The organism is Acinetobacter sp. P1332, assembly GCF_044057475.1.
Lineage (GTDB): Bacteria > Pseudomonadota > Gammaproteobacteria > Pseudomonadales > Moraxellaceae > Acinetobacter > Acinetobacter johnsonii.
Map to the genome: position 1 here is coordinate 1,673,489 of NZ_CP171157.1, position 14,021 is coordinate 1,687,509.

Annotated in this window: 17 protein-coding genes; 8 read left to right on the top strand and 9 right to left on the bottom strand. The window is 39.9% G+C overall.

Annotated features, from left to right (window positions below; all coding sequences use genetic code 11):
- Nucleotides 1-8 precede the first annotated feature (8 nt).
- The 4 genes from ACFN7Z_RS08230 to ACFN7Z_RS08245 form a co-directional block, all read right to left on the bottom strand.
- Nucleotides 9-893, bottom strand: coding sequence for a hypothetical protein (locus ACFN7Z_RS08230; protein ID WP_010326743.1), 885 nt, complete (start codon nt 891-893; stop codon nt 9-11).
- Nucleotides 890-1,900 carry an isopenicillin N synthase family oxygenase gene (locus tag ACFN7Z_RS08235; protein ID WP_010326742.1) on the bottom strand — a complete coding sequence of 337 codons (1,011 nt, stop codon included), beginning with the start codon at nt 1,898-1,900 and terminating at the stop codon, nt 890-892. The genes ACFN7Z_RS08230 and ACFN7Z_RS08235 overlap by 4 nt, the downstream gene beginning before the upstream one ends.
- Nucleotides 1,901-1,972: 72 nt before the next feature.
- On the bottom strand, nt 1,973-2,869 hold the full coding sequence (locus ACFN7Z_RS08240) for an ABC transporter ATP-binding protein (RefSeq protein ID WP_010326741.1): 897 nt from the start codon (nt 2,867-2,869) through the stop codon (nt 1,973-1,975).
- Nucleotides 2,869-3,813, bottom strand: a complete 945-nt coding sequence (locus tag ACFN7Z_RS08245; RefSeq protein WP_010326740.1) for an ABC transporter permease — start codon at nt 3,811-3,813, stop codon at nt 2,869-2,871. Before ACFN7Z_RS08245 ends, ACFN7Z_RS08240 begins: the two co-directional genes overlap by 1 nt.
- Nucleotides 3,814-3,998: 185 nt before the next feature.
- Here ACFN7Z_RS08245 and ACFN7Z_RS08250 point away from each other — a divergent pair, with 185 nt between their 5' ends.
- The 8 genes from ACFN7Z_RS08250 to ACFN7Z_RS08285 all read left to right on the top strand — a co-directional run bounded on the left by ACFN7Z_RS08250 (nt 3,999) and on the right by ACFN7Z_RS08285 (nt 9,120).
- Nucleotides 3,999-4,367, top strand: a complete 369-nt coding sequence (locus ACFN7Z_RS08250) for a hypothetical protein (protein ID WP_004693046.1) — start codon at nt 3,999-4,001, stop codon at nt 4,365-4,367.
- A 3-nt stretch (nt 4,368-4,370) separates the two neighbouring features.
- The gene (locus ACFN7Z_RS08255) at nt 4,371-4,796 is read left to right on the top strand and encodes a hypothetical protein (protein WP_010326739.1); all 426 of its coding nucleotides are present in this window, start codon (nt 4,371-4,373) and stop codon (nt 4,794-4,796) included.
- 127 nt (nt 4,797-4,923) lie between these two features.
- Nucleotides 4,924-5,175 carry a hypothetical protein gene (locus ACFN7Z_RS08260; RefSeq protein ID WP_010326738.1) on the top strand — a complete coding sequence of 84 codons (252 nt, stop codon included), beginning with the start codon at nt 4,924-4,926 and terminating at the stop codon, nt 5,173-5,175.
- Between the two features lie 33 nt (nt 5,176-5,208).
- The gene (locus ACFN7Z_RS08265; protein WP_010326737.1) at nt 5,209-5,934 is read left to right on the top strand and encodes a hypothetical protein; all 726 of its coding nucleotides are present in this window, start codon (nt 5,209-5,211) and stop codon (nt 5,932-5,934) included.
- A 471-nt stretch (nt 5,935-6,405) separates the two neighbouring features.
- Nucleotides 6,406-6,822 (top strand): YeeE/YedE family protein, encoded by a 417-nt coding sequence (locus tag ACFN7Z_RS08270; protein ID WP_010326736.1) that lies wholly within the window; start codon nt 6,406-6,408, stop codon nt 6,820-6,822.
- A 1-nt stretch (nt 6,823) separates the two neighbouring features.
- Nucleotides 6,824-7,246 (top strand): DUF6691 family protein, encoded by a 423-nt coding sequence (locus ACFN7Z_RS08275; protein ID WP_010326735.1) that lies wholly within the window; start codon nt 6,824-6,826, stop codon nt 7,244-7,246.
- Nucleotides 7,243-8,112: an MBL fold metallo-hydrolase gene (locus ACFN7Z_RS08280; RefSeq protein ID WP_029575026.1), complete on the top strand. Its 870-nt coding sequence runs from the start codon at nt 7,243-7,245 to the stop codon at nt 8,110-8,112. Before ACFN7Z_RS08275 ends, ACFN7Z_RS08280 begins: the two co-directional genes overlap by 4 nt.
- A 234-nt stretch (nt 8,113-8,346) precedes the next feature.
- Nucleotides 8,347-9,120, top strand: coding sequence for an alpha/beta fold hydrolase (locus tag ACFN7Z_RS08285; protein ID WP_010326733.1), 774 nt, complete (start codon nt 8,347-8,349; stop codon nt 9,118-9,120).
- Here ACFN7Z_RS08285 and ACFN7Z_RS08290 read toward each other — a convergent pair whose 3' ends face one another.
- The 5 genes from ACFN7Z_RS08290 to tssA are packed head-to-tail and all read right to left on the bottom strand — an operon-like array spanning nt 9,121 to nt 14,006.
- Nucleotides 9,121-10,089 carry a M15 family metallopeptidase gene (locus ACFN7Z_RS08290; RefSeq protein ID WP_094148609.1) on the bottom strand — a complete coding sequence of 323 codons (969 nt, stop codon included), beginning with the start codon at nt 10,087-10,089 and terminating at the stop codon, nt 9,121-9,123.
- Nucleotides 10,086-10,685 (bottom strand): hypothetical protein, encoded by a 600-nt coding sequence (locus ACFN7Z_RS08295; RefSeq protein WP_130235031.1) that lies wholly within the window; start codon nt 10,683-10,685, stop codon nt 10,086-10,088. The genes ACFN7Z_RS08290 and ACFN7Z_RS08295 overlap by 4 nt, the downstream gene beginning before the upstream one ends.
- An 11-nt stretch (nt 10,686-10,696) precedes the next feature.
- Nucleotides 10,697-11,494, bottom strand: a complete 798-nt coding sequence (gene icmH / locus ACFN7Z_RS08300; protein ID WP_005399426.1) for a type IVB secretion system protein IcmH/DotU — start codon at nt 11,492-11,494, stop codon at nt 10,697-10,699.
- An 11-nt stretch (nt 11,495-11,505) separates the two neighbouring features.
- Nucleotides 11,506-12,870, bottom strand: a complete 1,365-nt coding sequence (tssK, locus tag ACFN7Z_RS08305) for a type VI secretion system baseplate subunit TssK (RefSeq protein WP_094148607.1) — start codon at nt 12,868-12,870, stop codon at nt 11,506-11,508.
- 5 nt (nt 12,871-12,875) lie between these two features.
- Nucleotides 12,876-14,006, bottom strand: a complete 1,131-nt coding sequence (tssA, locus tag ACFN7Z_RS08310; RefSeq protein WP_094148606.1) for a type VI secretion system protein TssA — start codon at nt 14,004-14,006, stop codon at nt 12,876-12,878.
- Nucleotides 14,007-14,021 lie beyond the last annotated feature (15 nt).

The following is a 14,021-nucleotide window of genomic DNA, read 5'->3' on the forward strand; positions in this document are numbered from 1 at the left end:
AAGCTCCCTTACGCAACCACAGTTGCATGATGCATGAGGTGATGTTGTTCTTGTTTCAGCCAATCCTGACTGTCCGCCGTGGTAGATGTTACATTTTGAAAAGCGTATTCAGGTTCATACACATCCACGACAAACACCAACTGATATGCTTCGCCATCGATCAATTTACGCTGTATGAGGGTTTTAGTATCAAAGACTTCAAAACCGTCTAGAATGAGTTGCTGTTGAGTCATTTGGGTGCAGCTTGAATATTGAATGAGTTGATCCTGAGTTGAAACTGATACTTCATAGCTTTCAATTTGATTTAAGTCAGAAGGACTTTGCTCCACATAAGAAAGAACCCCTAACGCGTCTATATTCTGTTGAATATGGGGTAAACGTGACTGTGCATATGCCATATGCTCACCGCAGATGATGAGACCGCCATCGAGTGAAATTTCTTGCTGCGTGGCAACATGTACGGCTTTGACTAAGCGTAGTCCTAAAAATAAACCTATACTGGCTTGTTGACGCCAGTCTTCAACATAGGCATTACTTGGTGAAAACTCCAAAATACAATTGCCAATGCTATGTAGGGTTGCAGGCTCAGGCCACTGGGTATGGTTCTGATAATTGCTACTTAGCACCCATGACAATGATGCAGTTTGTGCATCCCAATGCGTATAACCGACCCATGCTTGACGCTCTACGATAGGTGTATCTGTTACTGATTTGAGACGTAGGTCAATGGTGAAGCTCTTGGACTGAAACCAATACACAATCGTATTTTCATCAGTCAAACCATTGTAAAAGCTAATACTCTTACGCCGAAATGCGCCCATTAAATAGGTTGGTACATTGCCTGAAGCAGCTGTGATAGGTTTTAGTTGACTTAGAGTTTCGAATAAATTCATGGGGTGTACTCCATGTTTGACTCAGTCAGACCAAAAGAATAAAGCGGAACGGCATTCTTTAAGACCAACTCACCACTGGCTACACGTTGTTTTAAATAATGAAAGGTTTGAGCCGTTTGATTAAACAAATGTTCTCCACCTGCCAGTGGCGCATATTTAGGTGGCTCATTTGTATTAATCGGTTGGATGACATAGTCATAGTCACAAGAAAAAAATAAAGGGAAGGAGTAGCGTTCTTGTTGGACTTTTTTGACCCGATGTTTGGTGGCTAAATATTTGCCATTGGACAAGATTTCCATCATGTCACCAATGTTCATCACCAACGTATTTTCAAGCAGAGGAATATCAATCCATTCGCCTTGCTTAGTAAGGACTTGTAAACCGGGGGCTGTGGGGAGTAATAAAGTAAAGCACTCATAGTCGGTATGCGCTCCGATGCCTTCTGCATCTGTCGCTTGAGGGTTATATGGATAGTGAATGAGGCGTAACTGGCTGGGTGCATGTTGAATATGTGCATCAAAAAAGTCTTCTTTTTGCTCTAAAGCCAGCGCAAAACAGCGAAACAGCTGATGACCAATTGCTTTTAAGTGCTGATAGTACTGCGAGACATGACGTTTAAATGCGGGATCATCTGGCCATTGTGTTGGGCCAAGTAAGGGATAATTTAATGCAGACCCTTGATAGTCATAATTCACATCATAAGATTCTTTTAAATCGTAGCTGTTACTCGAAAACTGTTCTTCACCTATAGGCACATAGCCACTATGATTCAGCGATTTGCCAATATAATTTTGCATTTTGAGTGCGTCATCTTGGGCAAAATAGCGCTTCGCGATGTCACATAACTGTGCAAATAATGCAGGTTTAAATTGATCACCTTTGAGGTAGAGAAAACCAACTTCTTTGCAGGCCTGATCAAGCGCTTGAGCAACTTGCATATGGTCATCTAGATTTGGGCTATTTAAAAGGCTGATATCCACCAGTGGAAGGACATATTTATCTTGCATAGTAAAATCCTCGTGTTGGCCGTCCAACAGTGCATAAAACCTAAGGGTCGTCCCTCAGGCTAGATCAATGAATTATTTATGCGTACTAATTTGGGTCATACGTGGAATTTTGGGTAAATCTTCCAGTGCTGGATCGAGTTCTTCTTCTTGTGCATGTACTAGGAAATCGACTCGCTCTCGAAGTAGCTTAAAGGCAGGGCTGGACATCAGTTCAGTGTTTCGTGGACGGGGTAAATCCACTTCAATAATTTCTTTAATTTCCCCAGGATTGGCTTTCAGCGCTACGATACGATCAGCCAGTAAAATAGCCTCATCCATATCATGGGTTACAAAAATGATGGTGATATCAATGTTTTGCCATAGGTCCATTAGGTGTTTTTGCATTTTCTGACGGGTATGCGGGTCAAGCGCACCGAAAGGTTCGTCCATCAGTAAAATTTTCGGTTCATTGACTAAAGCACGGGCAATCGCAACACGTTGCTTCATCCCGCCAGACAGTTGATGCGGATATTGGTTTTCATACTTCTCTAAGCCAATAATATTGATCCATTCTCGTGCAGCCGCTTCGGCTGAGGCATGACTTGCACCTTTCATCAGTGGACCAAACATCACATTTTCTTTAACCGATTTCCAAGGAAATAAGGTATAGCCTTGAAACACCATGCCTCGCTCTGGGCTAGGGCCTGAAATGGGCTGTCCATCTACTAGTAATTCGCCACTGCTATATGGGTCTAGACCCGCAACAACACGACTAAAGGTCGATTTTCCACAACCAGACGGGCCAATCACACAAATAAACTCTCGCTTATGAATTTTCAAATTGAGTTGATTTAAAATCGTGCGTGAGTTTTTACCATGCTGAAAAACTTGACTAAGTTGTTTGGCCTCTAAAATGACAGGACGTTGATAAATGTGATCAAAATACTGACGAGCATTGAATTCTGGCGTTCTTATATCTGTAGTTATCATTATTTTGCTCCCGCTTTCCATTTAAACAGATGTTGTCCGAGTTTCATTAAAATCACATCACAGACCAAGCCAATCACCCCAATAATTAAAATCGCAGCATAGACATTGTCAAAGTTCTGGTAGCGTGCTTGCTGGGTAATAAACCAAGTGATCCCTGTGGTGGTGCCAATCAACTCAGAGACAATCAAGTAGGTCCATGCCCAGCCCAGCAAAACACGTAAATCACGGTAAATATCGGGTAACGCCGCTGGAATGACCACGTGAAACAGACTTTTTACTTTATTCGTCCCTAGGGTATAACCCGCTTCAATCAGCCCGCGGTCCACCATACGCGTAGTATTGGCAATAATCAGAATTTGCTGAAACAGCGTCCCAATCACGATGATGGCAATTTTTGGTGCATCATTAATGCCTAATATTGCAACAGCCAGTGCACCAAAGGCAGGCGCAGGTAAGTAGCGAAAGAACTCAACAAAGGGTTCAGTGAGCTGGGAAATTTTGTTGGAAAAACCACATAAAATCCCCAATGGAATACCAACGAGTGATGCAATAAAGAAAGCACTAAATACAATCTTGATACTGTGCCAAAGACTTTGATGAAACCATGGTGCATCGGCTTGAGTGGGTGGTGTCGTAAATGCCGTCACTAAGGCTGTCGCAACTTGGTGGGGTGCTGGTAAATAAATAGGATTGACCAAATTACCTTGCGGCGGTTCAGTGCCTGTATTGACGGCATTTTGCGCTTCTGCATAGAACACACTTTTGTCTACACGGCTACCGATTTGTAAAAAAGAGACACTGCCAGAGTTGGTGATTTGTACTTGAGGATGCCAAATAAATGGTAAATAACTCACAGCACACCAAATGAGGATTGGTATTAGAAATGATCCAAAGCCCAGCAATATTTTGCTTTGAGGACTGAGTTCTCGTGCGACATAACCCATAGTTGCTTAGCCCCGATATTACTTTTTTTATAAAACGTAATACTGTTAAGCAAAATGAATGCCAAATTTGTAGTGCTATTGAGTGTTCACCTATGTGCTAATTGTTTAAATAAAAACAGCCTTTGACCTAAATATGTTTTAAAATGCGCTATCGATAGATTGACGCTCAAAAGGGGCAGCATCGCATGGCACAAAAGTCACAACAATCTGCATTGAATGAATTAATTGCGGAACAAAAACTACTGTGTGAAGAATTTGACTCGGCTTATGTTGAAGTAAAAGGTGATGATGTCGTTGCTGTTGCTGTGCATACTTTGAATCAAGAACCCATTGTCGGTTTACGTAAAAAGCCAGAAACTGAAGAGAATGTCGCTTGGTTTATTTATGGTGGTGAATTGGGTGAAGGACAAGACTTTTTTACAACCATGACTGTACGTGAGTTACAAGATATCTTGCCTGACGTACTTCCATACTTGGCTTTAAGTGAAGGTTATCGTTTTATGATTGATGGCGATGACTATGAAGACGTATGGAAAGAAGGCGATGAGTCTTAATACATGAAAAAACAAACATGGACGTTGCTTAGCCTTTCATTATTTTTATCATCGTTTCTATCAACCCTGAGTTATGCAGAAATAACGAAGCTGACTCAGGCACAGTATGATCAGAAGATGGCTGAATATACAGCAACTGTGAATTCAACCAAAACCGTTTTAGATGCAAAAGATAATCCAGCGACAGCAACAGAAATGAAAACCGCATTTTGTCAGCGTATGGATGCATATCATCAAATTGCTGCGCTATCTAAAGCCAATATTGAGTTAAGTACCGCTTCAGTGATGCTGATGGTGGCCAACCGTTATCTTGAGCAGCAAGAAAAAAGCCTGACCGATGCAGGGATGAATGAAAGTGCCTTCTGTCCAACGGCTAAAGCTTTACAAGTTGAAGATACGAAACGATTAAAAAGTAAAGTAACCGAATAAGACAGCATGAAATTAGTGTGGATATTAAGATCTAATTTATTGTTTCAGGATGCTGTATAAATAGACAATGTCCTCGATTGTGTTAAGATAAATAAAAATCAACCATCGTTTGAGTAGGAGTTGGTGTATGGCAGCTTATACCGACATTAAAGTAGGCAAATATGAGGATGATATGATTCCTAAACTTGCCATTCATGCTTTTCATGATGCTTTTCAAAAAGCAACCACTCGTTCGTCTGTAGTTTATGCAAAAGCTGAACAATTGGTTGAACGCGATATTCATGGCAATGAAACTGTTTTACAAGACTTAAGTCATGCTTATGTCGATGTAGGCGTTTTACCGAAACTGACACGTAAAAAGAAACACGCAACCGTATAGATTGATATGCCACCTCGACAACCTAGAATAAGAATGTTTGCAGGGCCGAATGGTTCTGGTAAAAGCACTGTTAAAGATTACCTCTTGCCCCAACATATTGGGGCATATTTAAATGCAGATGAACTGGAACAAAACTTAAGACAGAGTCAACGCATTGATTTATTGCATTATCATCCTTCCTTAAAAGCTTTAGAGTTGGTCACTTTTCTAAAAAGTAAGAAGCGTCCTCAAGCGGGACAGTTCGTGGCCTTACTTGCGCATGAACCAATTGTGCTAGATGAATGGAAGATCGAGTTTAAAACCGAAGAAATTGATTCTTATCTCTGTGCACGCATTATTGACTATATCCGGCTTGAGTTTCTGCGCTTAAAAGTCAGTTTTACTTTTGAGACGGTCATGTCACATATCTCTAAAGTTGAGTTTCTCCGAGAAGCGAAACGTCAGGGTTATAAAACCTATCTATATTATGTCTCAACAGTAGATCCACAAATCAATATTGCCCGAGTCAAGTATCGCGTCAGTGTGGGTGGTCATCCTGTTCCTGAGCAGAAAATTATTGAACGTTACTACCGTAGTATGGATCTGCTCATGCAAGCCATAGAGTGCTGTGATCGAGCCTACTTGTTTGATAACTCTTCTGACGGTATACAAGCGTCTTTTCTTGCAGAAATAGAAGCAGCTGAAACCTTAAAAATGAATGCCGCCGTGTCTAAGCTCCCAATATGGTTTGCAGAACGGGTATTATCAGAATTTCAATAAACTGCTCAGAAAAAGAGCAGATTATTTTATCCTTTTTCATGTGTCTGCCCGCATAAAAAAATATTCAAAAGTCGTAAATGTGTTTCATAAACTGAGAATAATACTCATGATGTAGAGATGTGCCCTAATTCTATTCAGTTTCTTTAAATGAAAACTATCATGAAATAAAGCGAGAGAAGTTAAGTATTTCTAATCTAAAAAAGGGCTGAATACAAAATCCCTCGGGGATATATTCAAGCTTTTTACGTTATTGTGAAGAATAACTATGTAAAAAAATGCTTTAAGGTGTTATCTAAAAGACTAAAAGCTTCGAGAACGGACGGGTAGTGCCATTCAAATATCTAAAGCTAGATGAAAGACCCCGTAGACAGTGACCATAGACATGCATAGCATCCATAGATACAAAGGACGCTTGATTATTTTTTAATTAAATATATTATTAAAACATATATTGTTTTAAGGCGCTTACCAATGCATGATTTTGCGTGGTCTTTTATAGGTGGAATATTACTCGGCATCTCCGCCGTTGGATATTTATATACCAATGGACGAATTGCAGGAATCAGTGGTCTGGTCTCTCAAGTTTTAAACTTAAAAGGGATCATAAATACGCCTGCACTGTGGTTTTTATTGGGCCTGTTCATTGTTCCGTTTATATATGCCGCTTTTGTTCAGCCAGAAATCTATATTGAAGCTACACCTTTCATGTTAATTATTGCGGGCGTATTGGTAGGTTTTGGAACTCGCTTAGGCTCTGGTTGTACCAGCGGGCATGGTATTTGTGGTATCAGTCGTTTATCCAAACGTTCAATCATCGCTACAATGAGTTTTATGTTCGCAGGCTTTATTACTGTGTATGTTGTCCGTCATATGTTTGGAGCAATCTAAAATGAAAAATGTTTGGGCATTCATTTGGGGTGGATTATTTTCAATTGGTCTCATGCTTTCAGGAATGTCGAATCCTGCGAAAGTGATTGGCTTTTTAGATATTTTTGGGCACTGGGATGCCAGTCTAGCTTTTGTGATGATGGGGGCGATTGCGATTGCATTTATTCCTTTTCAAAAAGCTGTACGTCAGCCACATCCACAAACCTTTTATGGTGAAGCCATACAACTTCCTAAAAATACGAAAATCGACAGAAAACTGATCTTCGGAAGTCTGCTATTTGGTATAGGCTGGGGAATTGCGGGAATTTGTCCTGCGCCGAGCTTTACTTTGATTGGACTGGGTTATTATCAAGCGATCTATTTTATAATTGCGATGTTCGTTGGTGTACTGCTACATCGTAAAGTAATGGAGAAAATGCCATGATGCAAATTGCTCAAGTAAAAGCATTTTTTGATACAGCGAGCAACACGTTTAGTTATGTGGTGAGTGATCCCGACACTCAGTGTTGCGCCGTGATTGATAGTGTATTGGACTATGATGCAGCATCGGCAACGACCAAAACAGAGCAGGCCGATTTAATCATTGCTTATATTCAGGAAAATAGCCTAAGCGTAGACTGGATTTTAGAAACACATGTGCATGCAGATCATTTAAGTGCTGCACAGTATTTAAAGCAAAAACTAGGTGGAAAAATTGCGATTAGTCATAAGATTGAGATCGTACAACAAACTTTTGGTGAGATTTATCACTTAGATATTAAGAGTTTAAATGCCAAGCAGTCATTTGATTATCTTTTTGCAGATCATGAGATATTTTTGATAGGCAACATAAAAGCATATAATATTCCGACACCAGGGCATACACCTGCGTGTCTCAGTTATGTCATTGGTGATGCTGTTTTTGTCGGGGACACGTTGTTTATGCCTGACTATGGGACGGCACGTTGTGATTTTCCAAAGGGGAGTGCGGCGGCTTTATTTGATTCAGTGAAGACTTTGTACACATTGCCAGATCAAACGCGGATGTTCTTATGCCATGACTACTTACCCGAAAGTCGTGATCAATACCAATATGAGACATCGGTTTATTCGCAAAAGCATAAAAACATTCATATCAATACTACAACGGGAAAAGTTGATTTTGTCGAGATGCGAAACCGCCGTGATGCAACGTTAAGCATGCCAAAATTGATATTACCAGCAATTCAAATCAATATGTTTGCAGGCAAGTTCCCTCAACCAGAAGACAATGGTATTCCTTACTTAAAAATTCCGCTGAATTATTTTTAAAATACAAAATTAGTAAGACTTAAGGCATTCGGCATCTTTTCATTTGCTTAGAATCTGATTCAAGAATCTAATCTGATATTAAACAGACATGTACATCATGCTTTTAAATTTAGCCTAAGCTAAAATCTCCCACTCAAAATAGCCTAAGCAAAATTGAGCTTAATATAAAAAGTCATTTGATTTATTTCCATTAAAAATTCAATATCTATAGTAATCAAATAAAGTAAGTTTCATATGATCCTAAATCATCAATTTCATCAAAATGAGCAGCCGCGTGCAAAAACATTGGTCTTTGTTCATGGTTTATTTGGCAGTTTAAGTAATTTAGGAATGTTGGCTCGGGAGTTTTATTCAAGCCACCATGTATTACAGGTAGATGTACGTAATCATGGCTTATCGTCACATTCCAATGTGATGAATTATGAGGTCATGGCAGCTGATCTAATTGAAACTTTAGATGAACTCAACATCGAACACTTTTCTTTGATCGGGCATTCGATGGGTGGAAAGCTGGTGATGAAAGTGACCGAACTCGCAGGAGATCGACTAGATCAACTGGTGGTGTTGGATATTACGCCTATTGCTTATAAAGAAAATCATCATGAGCAAATTTTTAAAGCGCTCATTGCAGTACAAAAAGCAGATATTGAAACACGTCAACAAGCCATAGAAATCATGCGTGAATATCTCAAAGAAGAAATGGTGATTCAGTTTCTCTTGAAATCTTTTAGCAAAGGGAAGTGGTTGTTTAATGTAGATGCACTGTATCAGAACTATGCCCAAATTCTGTCATGGGAAAATATAGAAACATGGCATAAGTCTGCATTGTTTATACGTGGTGGAAACTCACCTTATGTAGCAAAGCCAGAATATATAGAAGCTATCCAATCGCAGTTTTCTCAAGCCCAGATTCAGACGGTGGCAGATGCTGGACACTGGTTACATGCAGAGAAAACTGCGCAAGTTTTGCAAATCATCACTCAATATTTGAGTCAGCCTTCAACCTGATTAACTCAAATTCGCAGCTGAAAGTTGTCCTTCAGAGGTCAGCTTTTCAGCCATTTCCGCAGTTTTCTTTAAATTCGGCATTCGAAATTCGGTATGGCCATAGTCTTGGATCGACTTCCAACGTCCGCCCCAAGTTAAACCTACAGATTCTGCAACTTCACCATAGAGCTGATAGCCACGCATTGCCCATGGGTCTCGTTCAGAAATAACGACTTTTCCATCCCGCTTAAATGCGACATCCGCCGCCAATCCAAATTGGTGGTAACTCTGATAACCACGCGCCAAAGTCGTATTTTTATTGCTGGCTAAAGAATTCTGACGCTGCGGGCTACGATAGCCTTCCAGTAAAACCAGTTCATATCCATGCTGCTCACGCATTATTTTAAATACCATCAGTAGACGTTGTTTATAGCGTGGGTTCATTTTGTGCCACTTACGGTCAGCCGTTGCTAAATTGTCATGTGAATGAGTTGAATGTACATCCTGAATACTTGGATCGTAACTCAAAGCACTGGCTTGAATAGAATTATTATTAAGATCCGCTTGCTCAAGCATACTTGCTTCAACTATGGCCGCAGCAACTAAGGATTCTTCGATCTCTGGTGGCGGAGACAAAATTTGTCCATCAAGTAGGGCATAAATTTGTGGATCCGATTGTCTTAAATAATCCGCTTCGATTTTAGTGGGTGTGACGGGGCTGGTAAAAGCAAACATTAAGATGCTGGCAAATAGAAGTAGGCCCGCAACCAATATCCACCACTGTTGAATATGCCAATGTGATTGCAATTGCTCAGGCGCAGCAGCATGATTTATATGCTGTGCAAAATGACGAGCGGATTGAAATCTTTGTTTTCCTTGAGGAATTAACCCGACAAAAAAGCCAGCTAATTTTGCTCTAAGTTCATAGGACAGTGCTAAACCGAGCCCTAGTGCCAGGATTAGAAAAATCGAAAAAATAGCATAAATCATAGTCTGATAGTAGCTGGCATTGGGGCTTCGACGGCACGAGTTGTAATCTTGGTTTGTACACTGCCTGTGGGAGATTCTTCGGATTTTTCCACAGGCTGTTCTGATTTAGTCACTTTGCCGTGATTTTTATCTTTCGGTGTAGCCGAACTTTGCGTTGACGAGTTTTGTTTCTTATTTTCTTTTGGTAAGGGCTGCGGACTAGCACTCTTCATCGATGGTGCAGTAACTGTTTCAGCTGGACGAAGAAAAGCTCTGCTTAATTCATCTTCTTTGGGTTGAGGAAAATCAGCAGGCGGCTCAGTTACATTTGAAGGTTGAACACTTTTAGAAGGGATGACTTTAGTCGCTTCAAAAATAGCTTCGGGTTCCCGCGTCGGGGCTTCATTATCGACTGAGGGTTCAGTGACATCGACGCTAGAATTTTGGCTAACGTGTATTGAATCATTTTTTTGTTGTGTAAAAAAGTAAGTAAAACCAAGAGTGGCCATCAATAAGACACCACCCAAAAAACCACCAAATGCATAGAGCATAGGTGAAATATTTTTCTTTTTTGTAGACGTCAAAATTTTGACTGAAGTCCGTTTTTCATGAGCCATGGAGTTAGTTCTTAGGGTAAATGAATAGTAATATGTGCCTGTTCTGTTGGCGTAGAAATGACATTTTCATATGTGGCCAAAGAATTCGTACTTTGCTTTGATAACATATAGCGCAAGCCTGCAAAGGATAAGAGCGCGAATAGGATTAGAAAAAGTAAAATCCAGTAAAAAGGAAGCTCACGGTGAATCATGTGTTTAATTTGATCGGGGAGCGATGCAAAAGGAGAAAAGGCAGCCTTTTTTCCTTTCAAATAGTCAATTTCATCGCCCACACGTGCGACCAAATGGTTTAAATTTTCTATAGATTCAATGCGATATCTACCATGAAAACCCAGGAGCATGCAGTAATGATAAACTTCAAGTGCGGCTAATCGACTATTTCCTTTACGGCGTAACTCTTCTAAAATTTCAAAAAAACGATAACCCGCAAGTTGCGAGCCAAATAAACTAAGCTGTAAGGGACTGATTAACCAACTATTTTGTAGCTCGAAAAATTGTGCATCTTGCTGAGTCACAATGGTTTCATCTAATAATGCACAGTAAGCATATTTAGCATCTTGAATGTCATCTGATGAAAATTGTAATTTTCGAGCTTGGTTTTCAAAACGGTTGAGTAGGACAAGAATTTTTTCACGAAATTCAGTCGAACTACTCGGTATATATTTGTTTTTTAATAAAAATACAATATAAAAACCATCATGGAGTAAGTCAACCAAGTTGGTTGTACTGGTGACTTTGGCGGTCATGGGCTGAGTAATTGAACCAGTTCCAATTTGTCCATCATCAAAAAGTGAAGGGGCATTATTCATGATTCATTTCCTTAGCCATTCATCACAGCAATCAATTCAACAGCAATATCTTGGAAACCCGCTGGAATATAAATACAAATCGACTCGGCATCCAACATGCGTTGGTATAAGTCATTATTCGGTTCAATTTCAAAGTAACTCACACCAGATCGCACTGGAATAGCAGTTGGAACCTGCATTAAATGATGCAAAGGAACTGCAGGGAGTGCAGCGATGACACGTTGTTCCACATCTACGGTATTGCCCACTTTAAAGCGCAATGGAACCAATTGAATCAGTTCGTGGCTTTGCATCATGCTGCTTGAAACAGCCAAGTAAAGTCTTGAATCTCGGGTGATTTTATCTGACTCTAAACTGCCTAACCAATAGGATGGTCGTGTTTCTTTGAGTTGGATACTGATGTAGCGGTTTGAAATAATCGTATCTAATAACTCACGTAGAATGAAATCGAGCTGACTAAAACTTTCTTGTAAATTATGATGTTGGTAGCGAGGTAAATGATCAACCTCATGAGCCGTTGAAAAAGTCAGCAATGAGCCAGTCAAACGTAATAATTCAAAGAATAGCCGCTCTGGATGGATATGCGGGTATTGCAATAAATGATTCAACGTCGCGTGTGCTGTGTTGAGTGCATTAACCAGCCAAAATGACACAATGTCGCCAGAGCGAAATTCAATCAGTTTTTGCTCGTTTTCTCGATTATTACTTTGAATGGTTTTAATTTTCGCTTTGATAACATTTAAACTGCGTTTCAAACTCGAGATAAGATTTTCAGAAGATTCAATATGCAAGATAGGCGGAATAAAATGACGATCAAATTCAAATTGACCTGAGCTTTGACGTTTAATTTTTGCTAAAGCTAAATACAAAAAACCATCCAGCTCTTGATTCGGTTCTACGTTCGCCTCTAACAAGCGAAACTCTGCACGGCGGCGCAATAAGGTGATATCTGCTGCAATTGCATCTGTAAATAAATCGTGGGTTGAGGTCAGATAAGAGTGGTAGCGACCGAACTGCGCACTATTTTCAGCGCTCACATTTTTCTTATTGGCTTGTACAATCGGCAAAGCCAAATAAACCAAGATTTCGCCACGTAAATTCAGTTCATCTAATAACACTGGCTCTGGCAGTAAATCACGTGTCGGCGCTTGATAGATTTCACCATCTTGCCAAATCATACTAATACTTTCGAGTGCCAAGATATGTGTGTGTAACTGTGCCTCATCAAATTGAATATTTTGAATGCCATAGGCAAATGGAATCGTGGAACGAATGGTATGATTCAGACGTTGTTCATGATACGCATCTTGTAATTGAAAATGTTGAGGGCGTAAAAATAGACCTTCACCCCAAAGTATTTTTTCTGCTTTAAACATTTAGATTACCAATCGTTTGATTCATTTGCTTGTTGTACGCCCAGTAGTTCTTGGACGTTATGCAGTGGATTTTCGTTTTTAATGACTTGATTTAACCATTCATGTAGTGGCATCTGACTCCACTTGATGGTTTTTTGTAACATATAACTTACTGGACTATGCGGTTCATTAGCTTGGAAATAGTCAGAAATTTCTTGTAATACCCGCATGGCTTGTTCACGGTTTGCTAAGTGATTTTGCGGTTGAACCTGAAAGCCTTTGGATGGATGGACGATGTTCATGTCAATCTCTTGTTCTTTGTGCTGAGTAAATGAAAGTGTCTGTGTTGTTATCGTTGTGGCAGCAGAAGACTCAGACGTATGTGTCGCCATTACAGGTTGGGTAAAAACATCGGTTTTATAGAGCTTTTTTAAACTGGTGTGGATGTTTTCAAGCTGAGTATCAATAGCAGCAAAGCTTGGTGCATCTAAGCCCATTAAGGTATCTAACACACTTTTCAAAATTGACCATTCAGCCAGAATCGCCGAAAAATGTTGATAGTTCTGATATTGAAATGATTTTGATGTGTTGAACAAGCTCAGCTCAAACTGTTCCAAAATTTGAGAGCTATTGGCATCCTCCGTATAACTTTCTACTTGTTTCAACAAATGATTTTTTTGTCTCAGTAAGGCTTCATAATCGCTGAGTGAAAATGCAGGAACATTCACGATAGCGACTTGTTTAATCAGTGGAATCAAATGATTAATGGAACCTTGCAACAAACCTAGACGTTGATCTAAATCTTCTTCTTCAATTTCAGGATGAAGTTGTGTCCAATACTCATTTAGCGTTCGATGCATAAGCTCTAAGGCTTTTGCGGTGCCTTCGAATCCGTATAAATTTGACCACGCTTCAAGTAACCAGCCCATTAAGCGTAAATCTTTTGATTTTCCCGTGAGCAGCTCGATAGATTTTTGTTCAACGAAATGCCAGTCTGCTTGCTTAGGTTCAGCGACCCAGTCGCCTTGATCGAGTAGTGGATCATCCTGAGTTTTTGCAATTTTGATAGCGTGGAATTCATTGGAAAAAGACAAGTCTTGTCCACATGGTTGATCGCTTGAGATAGGAGACAATAAAGACTCGATTTCTAAGCTCATAATTTTACACTCTAT

Bases quoted from the DNA above. Each gene is read 5' to 3' on its own strand.
- ACFN7Z_RS08230 (WP_010326743.1), bottom strand. From the start codon at position 893: ATGAATTTATTCGAAACTCTAAGTCAACTAAAACCTATCACAGCTGCT.
- ACFN7Z_RS08235 (WP_010326742.1), bottom strand. From the start codon at position 1,900: ATGCAAGATAAATATGTCCTTCCACTGGTGGATATCAGCCTTTTAAAT.
- ACFN7Z_RS08240 (WP_010326741.1), bottom strand. From the start codon at position 2,869: ATGATAACTACAGATATAAGAACGCCAGAATTCAATGCTCGTCAGTAT.
- ACFN7Z_RS08245 (WP_010326740.1), bottom strand. From the start codon at position 3,813: ATGGGTTATGTCGCACGAGAACTCAGTCCTCAAAGCAAAATATTGCTG.
- ACFN7Z_RS08250 (WP_004693046.1), top strand. From the start codon at position 3,999: ATGGCACAAAAGTCACAACAATCTGCATTGAATGAATTAATTGCGGAA.
- ACFN7Z_RS08255 (WP_010326739.1), top strand. From the start codon at position 4,371: ATGAAAAAACAAACATGGACGTTGCTTAGCCTTTCATTATTTTTATCA.
- ACFN7Z_RS08260 (WP_010326738.1), top strand. From the start codon at position 4,924: ATGGCAGCTTATACCGACATTAAAGTAGGCAAATATGAGGATGATATG.
- ACFN7Z_RS08265 (WP_010326737.1), top strand. From the start codon at position 5,209: ATGTTTGCAGGGCCGAATGGTTCTGGTAAAAGCACTGTTAAAGATTAC.
- ACFN7Z_RS08270 (WP_010326736.1), top strand. From the start codon at position 6,406: ATGCATGATTTTGCGTGGTCTTTTATAGGTGGAATATTACTCGGCATC.
- ACFN7Z_RS08275 (WP_010326735.1), top strand. From the start codon at position 6,824: ATGAAAAATGTTTGGGCATTCATTTGGGGTGGATTATTTTCAATTGGT.
- ACFN7Z_RS08280 (WP_029575026.1), top strand. From the start codon at position 7,243: ATGATGCAAATTGCTCAAGTAAAAGCATTTTTTGATACAGCGAGCAAC.
- ACFN7Z_RS08285 (WP_010326733.1), top strand. From the start codon at position 8,347: ATGATCCTAAATCATCAATTTCATCAAAATGAGCAGCCGCGTGCAAAA.
- ACFN7Z_RS08290 (WP_094148609.1), bottom strand. From the start codon at position 10,089: ATGATTTATGCTATTTTTTCGATTTTTCTAATCCTGGCACTAGGGCTC.
- ACFN7Z_RS08295 (WP_130235031.1), bottom strand. From the start codon at position 10,685: ATGGCTCATGAAAAACGGACTTCAGTCAAAATTTTGACGTCTACAAAA.
- icmH (WP_005399426.1), bottom strand. From the start codon at position 11,494: ATGAATAATGCCCCTTCACTTTTTGATGATGGACAAATTGGAACTGGT.
- tssK (WP_094148607.1), bottom strand. From the start codon at position 12,870: ATGTTTAAAGCAGAAAAAATACTTTGGGGTGAAGGTCTATTTTTACGC.
- tssA (WP_094148606.1), bottom strand. From the start codon at position 14,006: ATGAGCTTAGAAATCGAGTCTTTATTGTCTCCTATCTCAAGCGATCAA.